Annotated in this window: 14 protein-coding genes; 11 read left to right on the top strand and 3 right to left on the bottom strand. The window is 60.2% G+C overall.

The window, feature by feature from the left end:
- The first annotated feature begins 402 nt into the window (after positions 1–402).
- From HMPREF2928_RS06540 to HMPREF2928_RS06520, 5 genes are all read left to right on the top strand, one after another.
- Positions 403–678, top strand: coding sequence for a hypothetical protein (locus tag HMPREF2928_RS06540; RefSeq protein WP_005509088.1), 276 nt, complete (start codon positions 403–405; stop codon positions 676–678).
- A 168-nt stretch (positions 679–846) separates the two neighbouring features.
- Complete coding sequence (gene recO / locus HMPREF2928_RS06535; RefSeq protein WP_070687820.1) at positions 847–1698, top strand: DNA repair protein RecO; 852 nt, start codon at positions 847–849, stop codon at positions 1696–1698.
- Between the two features lie 175 nt (positions 1699–1873).
- Positions 1874–2665 carry an isoprenyl transferase gene (locus HMPREF2928_RS06530; protein WP_049341241.1) on the top strand — a complete coding sequence of 264 codons (792 nt, stop codon included), beginning with the start codon at positions 1874–1876 and terminating at the stop codon, positions 2663–2665.
- A 69-nt stretch (positions 2666–2734) separates the two neighbouring features.
- Positions 2735–3823 carry a quinone-dependent dihydroorotate dehydrogenase gene (locus tag HMPREF2928_RS06525; protein WP_049341239.1) on the top strand — a complete coding sequence of 363 codons (1089 nt, stop codon included), beginning with the start codon at positions 2735–2737 and terminating at the stop codon, positions 3821–3823.
- Between the two features lie 275 nt (positions 3824–4098).
- Positions 4099–4755 (top strand): DUF6318 family protein, encoded by a 657-nt coding sequence (locus HMPREF2928_RS06520; RefSeq protein WP_070687817.1) that lies wholly within the window; start codon positions 4099–4101, stop codon positions 4753–4755.
- 110 nt (positions 4756–4865) lie between these two features.
- Here HMPREF2928_RS06520 and HMPREF2928_RS06515 read toward each other — a convergent pair whose 3' ends face one another.
- Positions 4866–5495 carry a DUF3043 domain-containing protein gene (locus tag HMPREF2928_RS06515; RefSeq protein ID WP_070687815.1) on the bottom strand — a complete coding sequence of 210 codons (630 nt, stop codon included), beginning with the start codon at positions 5493–5495 and terminating at the stop codon, positions 4866–4868.
- Between the two features lie 115 nt (positions 5496–5610).
- Here HMPREF2928_RS06515 and HMPREF2928_RS06510 point away from each other — a divergent pair, with 115 nt between their 5' ends.
- The 6 genes from HMPREF2928_RS06510 to HMPREF2928_RS06485 all read left to right on the top strand — a co-directional run bounded on the left by HMPREF2928_RS06510 (position 5611) and on the right by HMPREF2928_RS06485 (position 11384).
- The gene (locus HMPREF2928_RS06510) at positions 5611–7005 is read left to right on the top strand and encodes a M20/M25/M40 family metallo-hydrolase (RefSeq protein WP_070687812.1); all 1395 of its coding nucleotides are present in this window, start codon (positions 5611–5613) and stop codon (positions 7003–7005) included.
- Positions 7006–7239: 234 nt separating this feature from the next.
- Positions 7240–7593: a HesB/IscA family protein gene (locus tag HMPREF2928_RS06505; RefSeq protein WP_005506039.1), complete on the top strand. Its 354-nt coding sequence runs from the start codon at positions 7240–7242 to the stop codon at positions 7591–7593.
- A gap of 110 nt (positions 7594–7703) precedes the next feature.
- On the top strand, positions 7704–8774 hold the full coding sequence (gene trpD / locus HMPREF2928_RS06500) for an anthranilate phosphoribosyltransferase (RefSeq protein ID WP_070687809.1): 1071 nt from the start codon (positions 7704–7706) through the stop codon (positions 8772–8774).
- Between the two features lie 542 nt (positions 8775–9316).
- Positions 9317–9766, top strand: coding sequence for an NfeD family protein (locus tag HMPREF2928_RS06495; RefSeq protein ID WP_070616350.1), 450 nt, complete (start codon positions 9317–9319; stop codon positions 9764–9766).
- Between the two features lie 94 nt (positions 9767–9860).
- The gene (locus HMPREF2928_RS06490) at positions 9861–10856 is read left to right on the top strand and encodes an SPFH domain-containing protein (protein WP_005506035.1); all 996 of its coding nucleotides are present in this window, start codon (positions 9861–9863) and stop codon (positions 10854–10856) included.
- A 189-nt stretch (positions 10857–11045) separates the two neighbouring features.
- Positions 11046–11384, top strand: a complete 339-nt coding sequence (locus HMPREF2928_RS06485; RefSeq protein ID WP_005506034.1) for an RNA polymerase-binding protein RbpA — start codon at positions 11046–11048, stop codon at positions 11382–11384.
- 248 nt (positions 11385–11632) lie between these two features.
- Here HMPREF2928_RS06485 and HMPREF2928_RS06480 read toward each other — a convergent pair whose 3' ends face one another.
- Both HMPREF2928_RS06480 and HMPREF2928_RS06475 read right to left on the bottom strand, forming a co-directional pair.
- On the bottom strand, positions 11633–12367 hold the full coding sequence (locus tag HMPREF2928_RS06480; RefSeq protein WP_070687804.1) for a polyprenol monophosphomannose synthase: 735 nt from the start codon (positions 12365–12367) through the stop codon (positions 11633–11635).
- A gap of 122 nt (positions 12368–12489) precedes the next feature.
- Positions 12490–13668, bottom strand: a complete 1179-nt coding sequence (locus tag HMPREF2928_RS06475; RefSeq protein WP_070687802.1) for an amidohydrolase — start codon at positions 13666–13668, stop codon at positions 12490–12492.
- Positions 13669–13902 lie beyond the last annotated feature (234 nt).

Genomic DNA, 13902 nt, shown 5'->3' with positions numbered 1-13902 from the left:
AATGCGTCCAAGTTTCGGGGCGCAGTTCACATTCTCTCGGGCTCAACCCGTAAGAAGCAAACATTCAGTAGGTGCAGCGTCAAGCTGAGCTAACCGACAGAAGAACCCGCCGCACCCGGCACCCGCCTCTTGAGGGGTAGGGGACCTGGGGACGGCGGGTTCGCTGTGTCTGTAAGGTTTTTATGCGGGGTTTGATGCGCCGCGTGCTGCTTGGCTTGACCAATCTGGCTTGCCGAGCCTGACTCGACCAACCTGGGCTTACCGCTCTGGCTTTGGTGTTCTCTTCACGCCACCGAATTTACCCGCTGATTTACCTGCCGCACCCGTTCATAGTTCCGCGTTTAAACCGCCGCATGACCGCCCGGCGCACACCATCGGCCTGTAGGTAGTAGAATAAATGGCATGAGCATTGATCCTCGCACCGAACTCACCCGCCTCCTTGACGCGCTGGAGGCGCACCTGACCGCCGTCGTCAACCGAACCGGCGAGCACGACTCTGCCGTCGATGAGGCATACGTAGAAATCGCCAACGCCTTCGAAGCCTACGAAGATGCCCTCTTCGAGGCGTACAACGAGGTCACTCCCTTGAGCGTCTACGGTGATGAAGACGAGGATGACCTTGAAGAAATCCTCGACGATGAAGACGACATCGACGACGATATTGAGTACGAGGACTAAATAGCGCCTCGCCCATACGTTACGGACCGACCCCTGACCGGTGCCCCTACGCGGGGTAATACGGCAGGGGTCGAACCGTACCCACAACACCCGCGTAGATCTTGCCCTCAGCATCTACTGAGCATCCACCACGCACCTACCGAGCATGTACCGAGAACGGAGACACCCGTGAGCGAACCCCGCACCTGGCGCGACGCCGCCCTCATCCTCCGCACCCAAAAACTCGGCGAAACCGACCGCATCATCATCATGCTCACCCGCGACGGCGGAATCACCCACGCCGTCGCCAAAGCCGTACGCAAACCCACCTCCAAATTCGGTGGACGACTCGAACCGTTCATGCACACCGACCTGTCCTTCAGCCGCGGCAGAACCAACCTGCACACCATCACCCAGGCGGCAACCCTGCACGCCTACACCGCACCGATCATGGCGAACTACGATGCGTACACGTGCGCCTCCACCATCGCAGAACTGGCAGAAGCACTCACCAAAGACACCGACAGCACCGCCGATACTTACACCCTCACCCATGGGGCGCTTGCCGCGCTCGCGCACGGGCAACATGTGCCGCAGAGGATTCTGACCCGCTACCTGGCGCGCAGCATGAACACCGCCGGCTGGCCGCTCATCGGGGAGAACTGCACCCGATGCGGAAACCCGCTGGTCAGCGCCGATAGCCGGGGCGATAACGGGGCAGACAGTAGCACCCCCGTCGCCACAGGCGGAAGCGGCAGGTACATTGCCTTCCACACCGCCCACACCTACGGGCACCACACGGTCCTCTGCCCCCAATGTGCACCCGCCACCGACACGCCCCTGACCGGCCTGCGTGCCGAAGAGCTCGGCTATGCGCTCGCTACCGCCTCGGCAGATCCGCGCGCCTGGGCAACTATTGACGCAGCGCCGGTGCCGGTCGCCTCCAAAATTCTGGGACTCTACCTGAAAACCACTCAGAACCTGCTCGAACACCCCCTGAAAACGGCGAGCGCCCTCGAAGCAGAAATTCCTGCCTCGTAAAAGATGCACGCCGATGCGTCAAACATGGGCCAACCAGGACGCAAAATAACCCCCGAAGCACCCGCCCATGCGCGCTGTGCCACGGTAAAATAGCTAACAGCACGCCAGGTTTATATCTGGCGCATATCTAGGCAAACGACCCCGGGGGAGAACCCGCCAGGGAAGAAAGGCACACATGGCACGCACCCAGCCCGTACCCCCGCCCGCACACCCCACCGGGGCAACCCCGCCGCCAATCCCGAAGAAGTTCATTCCGCAGCACGTCGCCGTCGTCATGGACGGTAACGGACGCTGGGCGAACGAACGCGGCCTGCCCCGCACCGAGGGCCACCGCGCCGGCGAGGCGGCACTGCTGGACGTTGTTGCGGGCGCTATCGAAATGGGCATCCCGTACGTGACCGCCTACGCGTTCTCCACCGAAAACTGGAAGCGCTCACCCAGCGAAGTCGCGTTCATCATGCGTTTCTCCACCGAGGTGCTGCAGCGTCAGCTGGCAACCCTCAAAACCTGGGGTGTGCGCATCCGCTGGGCTGGCCGCCGACCCAAGCTGTGGAAGAACGTCATCGAAGAGCTCGAACACTGCGAGCGCGAAACCATCGACAACACCGTCTGCACCCTCACCATGTGCGTGAACTACGGCGGCCGCGCAGAAATCGCTGACGCGGCGGCAGCTATCGCAGCGGACGCTGTGGCGGGCAAGATCAAGCCCGGCAACATTACCGAAAAGACCATCCAGAAGTACCTGGACGAGCCTGACCTGCCCGACGTTGACCTGTTCCTGCGTTCCTCCGGTGAGCAGCGCATCTCGAACTTTTTGCTGTGGCAGAGCGCCTACGCCGAGATGATTTTCATGAACGTGCTCTGGCCCGACGTTGACCGCCGTACCCTCTGGGAAGCTGTCGAAGAGTATGCGCGCCGCGACCGCCGCTACGGTGGCGCTGTCGACGCCGTCGCCAACGACAAGTAGCGGCCCGGCATACAGTCCCGGCTCATAGCCCCATAAACCACCCACACCCTCCAACACTAGGGAGAACAAATGCGCATCTACCCGACCTTCTTCAACATCTTCTTCAAGGGCATGGACCCCGAGAAGGCACACCACGTCGGCTTCTGGGGCGTTCAGACCCTGCGCAACGTCGGCATCACCCGCGCGCTGCGCAAGTACTTCCAGCCCGCCCCCGAACTGGCAACTACCGTCATGGGTATTACTTTCCCCTCGCCGTTCGGCCTGGCTGCAGGCTTCGACAAGGGCGGTAAGGGTATTGCCGCGCTGGCTGGTATCGGCTTCGGCCACGTCGAGATCGGCACCATCACCGGTCAGGCGCAGCCCGGCAACCCGCAGCCGCGTCTCTTCCGCCTCGTGGAAGATAAGGCGGTCATCAACCGCATGGGCTTCAACAATGACGGTGCCGCAGCGGCAGGCCCGCGCGTAGCCGCAGCCCGCGCAGACCTCGAAACCGAATACCGCGGCGCTGTACGCCCGGTTATCGGCGTGAACATCGGCAAGACCAAGGTCGTTGAGCTCGAGAACGCTATCGAGGATTACCTGATTTCTACCCGCACCCTGGCACCGCAGGCAGACTACCTGGTCGTCAACGTTTCCTCCCCGAACACTCCGGGTCTGCGCACCCTGCAGGCTATCGAGTCGCTGCGCCCGCTACTGGCTGCCGTGCGTGAAGAGGCAGACCGCGTATGCCCCAACCGCCACGTACCGCTGACCGTGAAGATCGCGCCGGATCTGGTCGATGAGGACGTGATCGAGGTGGCAGCCCTGGCTAAGGAGCTGAAGCTGGACGGCATCATCGCCACCAACACCACCATTGCCCGCGACGGCCTGGGCCTGACCAGCGACATGACCAAGGTCAAGGAAATCGGTGCCGGCGGCCTTTCCGGTGCGCCGCTGAAGCCGCGCTCCCTGGAGGTGCTACGCCTGCTCAAGCGCGAAATCGGTGACGACCTCGCCATCATCTCCGTTGGTGGCGTGACCACCGCTGAGGATGTGCAGGAGCGCCTGGACGCTGGTGCTGACCTGGTGCAGGGCTACACTGCGTTCCTGTATGAGGGTCCGCTCTGGGCGGCACACATTAACCGTGGCCTGGTGAAGCTGCGCCGCGCTCGCCGCTAAAGGCGTACAGGCGGGAGCGTTATGATTCCCGGCGGGCTGACTTGGCGTGTTGACTCTGCGTGCTGAAAGGGGGCACCGTTCTCTACCCGTTGGGGATGGAGGCGGTACCCCCTTTTGTGTGCCCTCTATTCCGCCGAAAAGCCACATGTGTTTCGAAAAGCCACTAAAGAAGTAGCTTTTCGAAACACATGTGGCTTCTGAGCGTATAAGTTCGCGCTCGCGCATAATGGAGATAAGCGGGAGATCATGAACTACGAACACGTGAAGGACCAACCATGAACCCCAACATGCTGAACCGCCGCTCAATACTGACCGGAGGCACACTCATCAGCCTCAGCACCCTACTCGCCGCCTGCGTGCCGCACGACATCACAACTGCAGGAGACGGATCCACCGCCTCCGGCACGCCTACCACCAACAGCAGCTCAAGCAACAGCACCGGCAACAACGCCAGTAACGGCGAATACCGCAAAGCAGACGCCAAAGGCCCCGCCCAGAACGTCCCCAAACCCAACGCCCCCGAAAACGGATACCGCGCAAAGACCCCCGACGGCATCCTCAAAACCATGGACGCCTGGAACCAGTGGATCAACTACGGCGTCCAAACCGGCGACTACAGCAAAGCCCGCGAATTCCTCTCCTCATCAAACGACGGAGAACTCAAAATTTATCGCGAAATAGAAGCGCTCTACCAGCGCGGCGGATGGGTCATCGACGGCATCGAACACTTCGAACCCGAAGGCATACCCTGGAGCGACGACCGCCAAACCTACTACCTGAAAACCAGCCACGAATGGGACAAACACACCGAAGTGGAACCCGACGGCCGCCAAGAAACCTGGAGCAGCGACAAGGAAGAAGAAATCTACACATTCGCCCTCGAACACCGCGACGGCAGGTGGCAGATCCTCTACTCCCGAATCGAAGCCTAACCGTACCGGCGTCTAGCCACGGTTATACGTCCTCGCGTAAGAACATAAAAATAGGGGAGAGGCCTGAACCTTCAGGACCTCTCCCCAAGCACCAATAAGGCGCCAACGACTTAGTGCGGGTACTCGCCGTACTTCACCATCGGAACCGGGCGGCGCATACGACGAATCATCATCACACGGTTAAACGCATACATGCCAGAACCGCGCTGAACCTCGCCGAACTTCGCAATCAGCTTCTTCTTCAGGCTGCGCCACAAAATGAAGTAGTCAACAACCCACAGAATCATCAGCGCATACATTGCGTACACGGAACCGTAATAAATCGGTGCACCAACGCTAGACGTACCCGACACACCCTGAGCAATCCAGCCACCAATAAGCAGAACCAGCAGCACAGCCAACATAATATCGCCAAGGTTACGGCGCGCATCCACATAATCACGGATATAACGGCGCTGCGAACCACGGTCCACGGCGGGCAGGTAACGCTGATCGCCACCCATCAACGCATCATTCTGACGCTCACGAGCCTTCGCCATCGCCTCACGTTCACGAGCCTTCGCCTCCTTACGGTCATTAACAACCAGAGGCTGACGACGAGCCGCCTGCTGCTCCTTACGCGAAGGAGTAGGACGGCCCTTCTTCGGGGTGAACTTCGGATTAACCGGAGCCTGAGGCTCCTCTACAACCTGCGGCTGAACAGCTTCCGCTTCAGCCTTCTCTTTCTTACGACCAAACACCCTCCCATCATACCCGAACGGCACACACCAAACCCGCCCCCACAAGCCCACACCAGCAACTGAAACAACTCCAACCACCCGGCGGCGGCGGGTAAGGTGGGGGTAAGGTAGAAACATGACTACTGAATTCACCCACCACAGCGCCCTCAGCGACGCCGTCACCAAAAACTTCGAAGCAACCCTGCAGACCCTCACCGAGCTCGTCGCCATCCCCTCCATCGCCTGGGAATCGCACGACCTCACTCAGGTAGACCGCAGCGCCGAGGCAGTCGCCGCGCTCGCAACCAAGGCAGGCTTCGACAACGTACGCATCGAACGCGCCACCTACACCACCGCAGACGGCACCGAAAAGCAGGGCATGCCCGCCGTCATCGCCTCCCGACCCGCCGCAGAAGGCTACCCGACCATCCTGCTCTACGCCCACCACGACGTACAGCCCGCCGGCAACCTCGACCTGTGGGACACCGAACCCTTCGTCGCAACCCGCAAGGGCGACCGCCTCTACGGCCGCGGCGCAGCAGACGACAAGGCAGGCATCCTCGTGCACCTCGCCGCGCTCGCAGCCCTCAACGAGACTCTCGGTGATGACTTCAAGCTCGGCGTGAAGCTCTTCATCGAAGGCGAAGAAGAAGCAGGCTCGCCCTCCTTCGTCTCCTTCCTCAACACCTACCGTGAGGAACTGTCCGCCGACTACATCGTGGTCGCAGACTCCGCCAACTGGCGCGCCGGCGTACCCGCACTGACCACCAGCCTGCGCGGCGTCGCATCCGGCGACATCGAAGTACGCGTCGGCAGCCACGCCATCCACTCCGGCATGTTCGGCGGCCCCATGCTCGATGCCCACACCCTCATGGCGCAGCTACTCGCCACCCTGCACGACGCAACCGGCGCCGTAGCCGTCGAAGGCCTGCACCGCGCCCCCGAACCCGAACTCGAATACGCCGAAGCAGACTTCCGCAACGACTCCGGCATCCTCGACACCGTACCCCTGGCAGGCACCGGTAGCGTTGCCTCCCGCCTGTGGACCCAGCCGGCTATCTCCGTCATCGGCATGGACATCCCCTCCATCGCAACCTCCTCCAACACCCTCGCCGTCGTATCCCGCGCACGCATCAGCACCCGCCTAGCACCCGGCGACAACCCCGAAAATGCACACCGCGCACTCGCCGAACACATCAAGGCACACGCACCCCACGGCGCCCAGGCGAACTATACCGCTGTCGACTCCGGCATGCCCTTCGCCACCGAAGTCGACGCAGACGGCGCACAGACCGCACTCGACGCAATGCGCGCCGCCTGGGACGTAGAACCCGTACAGACCGGCATGGGCGGCTCTATCCCGTTCATCTCCGACCTGAAGGACCTCTTCCCGCAGGCACAAATCCTCGTCACCGGCGTAGAAGACCCCGACACCCGCGCACACAGCGCCAACGAGTCCCTCTACATCCCGGACTTCAAGAACGCAATCCTTGCGGAGGCGCTACTGCTCAGCGCACTCGGCGCTCGCTAGAAACATCCACAAAAAGTGGGGGAGAAGGGTCACAAACCCCAACCCCCACTTTTTCGGTATCCTAGAAGCAGAATTACATGTCAAGCCCCCACACCAACACTCACGCCCCCGGCGAACTATGCACACCCTAGGTTGTACATCAAACACTCGGGCGCGTATCGTGAAGGCTAAAACGCCCACACGCACCCACACGCGGCGCACACGGGCAACCAACAAAACAAAAGGACAACACCAATGAGTGAAACCACCACCGAACTGCCGACCCACGGCGTCAACCTCACCGAAGTAGCACAGACCAAGGTCCGCACCCTCCTCGAACAGGAAGGCCGCACCGACCTGCGCCTGCGCATCGCCGTCCAGCCCGGCGGCTGCTCCGGCCTCATCTACCAGCTCTACTTCGACGAGCGCGTCCTCGACGGCGACGCAGTCCGCAACTTCGACGGCGTAGAAGTCATCGTCGACAAGATGAGCGCACCCTACCTCGACGGCTCCACCATCGACTTCGAAGACACCATCGAAAAGCAGGGCTTCTCCATCGACAACCCCAACGCAGCAGGCTCCTGCGCATGCGGTGACTCCTTCCACTAAACCGAAGGCACCCACCACACGCCACTAAAGCGCAACGCGCCTCACAAACCCCCGTCTCGCATACTGCACCCAACCATGCAGATACGCGGCGGGGGTTTTACACTTAACACATGACTACGCACGAAATCACCTGGAAATACATCCTCAACCAGCTCGTCAAACACCAAAACCTCACCGACACCGAAGTCGCCTGGGCAATGGACCACATCATGACCGGCCAAACCGAACAGCCGATCCTCGCATCCTTCCTCACCGCCCTCCACTCCAAAGGCGAAACCCCCGAAGAACTCGGCGCCCTCGCAGCCGGCATGATCGCCAAAGCCGAAACCGTCGACATCAACCCCCACGCCGTAGACATCGTCGGCACCGGCGGCGACCAGCAAAACACCGTCAACATCTCCACCATGGCAGCCCTCGTCATCGCAGGCACCGGCGCCACCGTCGTCAAACACGGCAACCGCGCCTCCACCTCCAAATCCGGCTCCGCAGACGTCCTTGAAGCCCTCGGAGTCCGCCTCGACATGCCCATTCCCGCAGTCGCCGAATGCGCTCGCGAGACCGGCATCACGTTCCTATTTGCGATGACTTTCCACCCGGCAATGCGCCACGTGGGCCCGACCCGCCGCCTGCTGGGCATTCCGACCGCGTTCAACTACCTGGGCCCCATGACGAACCCGGCTCGCGTGAAGTCCTCGGCTATCGGCGTTGCTAACCCGGTGATGGCTGAGAAGATGGCTCACGTCTTCGCGGAGCGCGGCGATCACGCCCTGATTTTCCGCGGTGATGACGGCCTGGATGAGCTGACCATCGCCACCACGAGCCGCCTGTGGGAGGCTGTCGACGGCGAACTGACCGAATACCGTTTTGACCCGACCGAGTATGGTCTGCAGAACGCACCGCTGGAGCAGCTGCGAGGCGGCGACGCCGAGTACAACGCGGGCGTTTTCCGTGCAATTTTGGCGGGGGAGGGCGAAGCCCCGAAGAGCCCGCTACGCGCAATTCACGACGCTGTGCTCATCAACGCAGCCGCAGGCCTGGTGGCATACCGCCCGACCAACGGGGAGAGCTTTGAGACCCGTTTCACTCAGGCTTTGGCCGATGCACGCGAATCCATTGCATCCGGTGCAGCGGAGCGTGTGCTCAACGCCTGGGTAGAGTTCAGCTCCAAGCACGCAGAATAAGAAGCCCAGAATAAAGAAGCGCAGTAGCTGATGATAGGCACCCGAGATGGGGCGCACCGAATGGTGTGAGCTCGTCTCGGGTGTTTGTCGTTTAACGGGATGCGTTGAGGAGCCCGAAGGTTCAGGGCATGTGAGCGTGCGGCTGAGTGCCGAGGAAGACGCGAGGCGCGTGGAGCTCAGAATAGCGGAGTTCAGAACCGCGGATGGAACAGCGCGGTCGCATTATGAGGAGCATGGTTTGACCCGTGCCAGCCTGAGCGTAGAAAGCACCGGTGAGCATCCGGTGGGGTAGTGAAAATAGGTCTACTTTACATAATGTATATTATCGGCTTTTTAGGGAGGTCTAGAATGAACCAAAGATTCCCCGTATCTAAATAAAGTCTTAACAGTTCATGTATTAACCTCACTCGGTCACCAGAACTGTCGCCAGCACTCAATCCACCTGAAATAATGGATATACCCCGCATCACGAAGGTGTCGTCGCCTCGTGTGCAGATCCAACATCAACCACGCCGGTTGATGTACACCAAAGGAGAAAACTCGTGGATTGGCTCTTTGAGACACCCTGGACACTCTGGGTTGCACTCGCCCTCGTTTTCGCCGTCATAGAAATGCTCAGCCTCGACCTGTTCTTTCTCATGCTGGCGATTAGCGCAGGCATCACCGCAGCAATATCGCCCTTCGTGGATAACATGCTGATTCGAACCGTTATTTTCGTGGTGATCTGCCTGATTCTGGTTCTTGGTCTGCGCCCGCCGCTGCTGAAAAAGCTCAATAAATCAGCCACCGGAGCTGTCACTAATGCTGAAGCACTCGTTGGCGCTGAGGTGCGCGTCACTCAAGATGTGACTAGTGAAACCGGTTTGGTTGTACTAGCTGGCGACACCTGGACGGCGCGCACCGCATCCGGAACGCTCGTAGCAGGATCACACGCGAGGGTACGAGCCATTGAGGGTGCTACCGCAATCGTAGAGCCTCTCCCCCATGACTAAGACCAACAAACTAAGACCCATCTGAATACCGGCTCCAAAAGCCACTTCAGATACCCCGAAAACACACCATATAACTCACCGATAAGGAGAAACAATGCCTATCAGCCTTATTCTGACGGTCCTACTCATCCTCTTCGTGCTGACGATGCTCGCAAAGACCGTGCGCGTCATCCCGCAGGGACGAGCCGGCATCGTCGAACGACTGGGTAAGTTCCACGCCGTCCTCAACCCCGGCCTGCACATCGTCATCCCCGTAGTTGACCGCGTGCTGCCCCTCATCGACCTGCGCGAACAGGTCGTTTCCTTCCCCTCACAGTCCGTGATTACCGAAGATAACCTCGTGGTCGGTATCGACACCGTCGTGTACTTCCAGGTCACCGACCCGCGCTCGGCAACCTACGAAATCACCAACTACATTCGCGCCGTAGACGAGCTGACCAGCGCAACCCTGCGTAACGTCGTTGGTGGCCTGAACCTGGAGCAGACCCTCACCTCCCGCGACCAGATCAACGCTGAACTGCGAGGCGTACTCGACTCCACCACCGGCCGCTGGGGCCTGCGCGTCTCCCGCGTGGACATCAAGGAAATCCAGCCCCCGGTATCCATTCAGGACTCCATGGAGAAGCAGATGCGTGCAGAGCGTGACCGCCGCGCCGCAATCCTCACCGCAGAAGGCCAGAAGCAGTCCGACATTCTGACCGCAGAAGGTGAATCCCGCGCCGCAATCCTGCGTGCAGAGGGTGAAAAGCAGGCGCAAATCCTTCGTGCAGAAGGTGACGCACAGTCCGCAATCCTGCGCGCAAACGGTGAAGCAGAAGCCGTGCAGAAGGTCTTCGCAGCAATCCACGAATCCAACCCCAGCCAGCAGCTGCTCACCTACCAGTACCTGCAGACCCTGCCCAAGCTCGCCGAAGGCGACGCCAACAAGCTCTGGTTCATCCCGACCGAACTCGGCGATGCACTGCGCGGCCTGGGCAACGCATTCGGCACCCTGCCCGCATCCGACCTGGCAGACGCACCGAAGAAGCCCGCAGCAGAGGCACCCAAGAGCGCACCGCAGGCACCCGGAAGCTACGGCATCAACGGCTAAACGCGAAATCTAACGCATAAAAAGGCGTGAATCACCAAAAATCACGCCGAATAAACACCACCACGTTGGGCGGGTGGAGACTATTACCGATATAATGGATGTTTTGTAAACGTTCGAGGGAATAGCTCTCCCCCGCCCAACGTTATGCCTAAAGCGCCGAAGAGCGCACCCGACGACACTGGAGGAAAAATGAGCGATCGTAGCCTGCGCGGTATGCGCCTGGGTTCCCAGTCGATGGAAACCGAATCGAACGTACAGCCCGCGCCCCGCCAGCGCGTCGAATACCGTACCGCTGACGGTGACCGCGTTTTCGTGACCTTCGCGGCAGAAGCAGAAATCCCCTCGGTATGGACCGCAAAGTCCGGCAAGGAAGCATACCTCGTCAACGGCGACTCCACCGCAGACGCCGAAGAAGAGAAGCCCGCACGTACCCACTGGGATATGCTCATGGAACGCCGCAGCATCGAAGAGCTGGAAAAGACTCTGGAAGACCGCCTGGAATACTACCGCAAGCACTACGCGCTCTAAAAGCACAGTAGGCATGCCGTAGAAACGCTGTAGAAGCCCGCGCTGTAAAGAAGGCCCGCTAAGCGCCACTCGTGCTCTTAGCGGACCTTTTCTTTGTTGTGGTGCTGGCTTCCGTCGGCACGTGAGCCAGGCGTGAGCTAAGAAAGAGCGCTACAGAAAGTGAAAGGACCGGGGGCGGATACATTATGTATCCGCCCCCGGTCCTTTCGTATAAATCTCAGGTGCGAGAAGCGTCTGAGCAAGAAGTCTTACTTGCCCAGAGCCTTCTTCAGCTTCTGAATACGGTTAGTCATGCCCCAGCGGGTCACCTTAGACATGGAGTCAAAGATAATGTTGCCGTCCATCTTCGAAGCGCCAATCTCACGCTCAACGAAGGTAATCGGAACCTCAACAATATTCAGGCCGGCCTGCTCAGAACGCCACGCCAAATCAACCTGGAACACGTAGCCCTTCGAGTCAATACCGTCCAGGTTCAGGCGCTGCAGAGCGTCACGACGGTATGCACGGAAACCAGCGGTAATGTCCTTGATGGAGGTGCCCAGAATCAGGCGGGTGTACAGGTTGGCGCCGCGAGAGAGAACCTGGCGGTGAGCCGGCCAGTTCTTAGTCTTGCCGCCGGGAACGTAACGCGAACCAATAGCCAGGTCAGCGCCCGCCTCCACAGCACGAACCAGAGAAGGAAGCTGCTCAGGCTGGTGCGAGCAGTCAGCATCCATCTCAATCAGAACGTCGTAGCCTGCCTCAAGGCCCCAATCGAAGCCAGCGAGGTATGCGCCGCCCAGGCCGTCTTTAACGGTGCGGTGCAGAACGTGAATCTGGGAATCCTTAGCCGACAGCTCATCAGCAATCTGGCCGGTGCCGTCGGGGCTGTTATCATCCACCACGAGAATGTCCACCTCGGGAGCTGCCTTACGAAGACGCTCTACCACGATGGGTAGGTTCTCCTTCTCGTTATACGTCGGGATGACAGTTAGAACGCGCATATTACTCCCTCACAGGTGTATATAAAACAGACCGGTAGATGTCCAGTATACCGGGTAAACATTCAAATCAATGAATTATTGAGGGGTTGAAACCCCTTAAAAAGCCTCTGACAAGCTAAAAATTAGTTACTTTCAGTGTAAATAGATTCCAGGATGGGCAGAGGCGAATCTTCATCCAGCACCGGAAGCAACGGAATGCGAGCGCGGGGGTCGGTGCTCCACGATGCTACGCGGGAGTCGGGTGCTTGGACCATGAGGGCTTCGACGCGCCATTGTGCTACGTATGCGGGGGTGTCGGGGGTGAGCTGGCCGGTGAAGGGGTTTTCTTCGTGTGCTAGGCGGTATACGCCGCGGGTGAGGGCGGCGAAGGCGCTGCGTGCGGAGATGCCGTGTTCGTCGTTGACGAGTTCGCGGATGAGGGGCCAGGCGCCGGGTGCGTAGAGTTGGGTGTCGGATCCGAGGGCGATGGAGGTGCCGGCTGCGTTTGCGCGGCGGGCTACGGATGCCACAGATTCGCGTGCTTCTCCCCCGGCGTGTGCGAGGAGTGTTTGGACGGTGTCGTTGGCGGTTTCGTCTTCTTCGGGTTCGCAGACGCTCAGGCCCAGGTTGATGCGTGCTTCTGCTAGTTGGATGAGGTGTTCGTCGGTGATGGGGTCTTGCGGGGTGCTGATTGCTGCGTCGAGGCGGATGGAGAGCCAGGGGCGGTTTTTGCGTGCGGTGAGTGCTGCGTCGGCGGCGTTGGCAAAGCTGGTGGATGCGTCGATGGAAAGTAGGAGTGCGGCGTCTTCGGCTACCTGTGCTGCTGCGGGTGCCTCGGTGGGTGCGACAAAGATGCCGACTAGCTGCAGGCCCTTGATGGCGCGGTCGCCTTCGGTGAGGGGGCGTAGTGCCTTGATGGCGCTGATGAGTTCGTCGGTTTCTACGCCGGTGACGTTGAGGATGAGGCGGATGTCGGGTACGCCGTGTTCGGTGCTGTAGTAGCTGAGTGCGGAGACGAGGTCGGGGACGTCTTCCATGCCGGCGAGTAGGGTGTGGGTGTGGTAGCCGGCTGCGCGGTATGCCTGCAGGTAGTCGAGGATTTCGGGTGCTTCTTTGCCTGCTACCGGTGCCAGTGCGCGTGCAAAGGCGGGGGTTAGTAGGGCGCCGTCGAGTTCGGTGATGGTGGCTGATTCGTCGGCAATTGAACGTGCCCCGGAGTCGGAACCAACCCAGCGGACGAAGCCGTCTTCGACGAGCATTGCGGTTGCGTACGGGTCGACCGGGCTGTACACGCTACCATCTACAAAAATACGGGTAGACATTAGATTCCTTTCACCTTTGAGGCGCGCCGAGGCGCACACGGGGCGGGCACTTCAATTGTGCTCGCGTAGCTTAGCTGAGCGTCTCATTTGAGTATAGAAGCACCCCCGCTGCCTGTGGTAGTTCGTTCGTCCTTAGATGAGGCGGAACTTAGATGGTACAGAACAATACACAGTCGCGGGGGTGGTGGCCCGAGCTGGTCGGGTGCGGTGTAGCACTATGTACGGTGTAGCACT

Source organism: Rothia sp. HMSC072B04 (genome assembly GCF_001813725.1).
In the GTDB taxonomy this organism is placed as follows: Bacteria; Actinomycetota; Actinomycetes; order Actinomycetales; family Micrococcaceae; genus Rothia; species Rothia mucilaginosa.
This window is presented reverse-complemented; position numbering and strand designations above follow the sequence as displayed.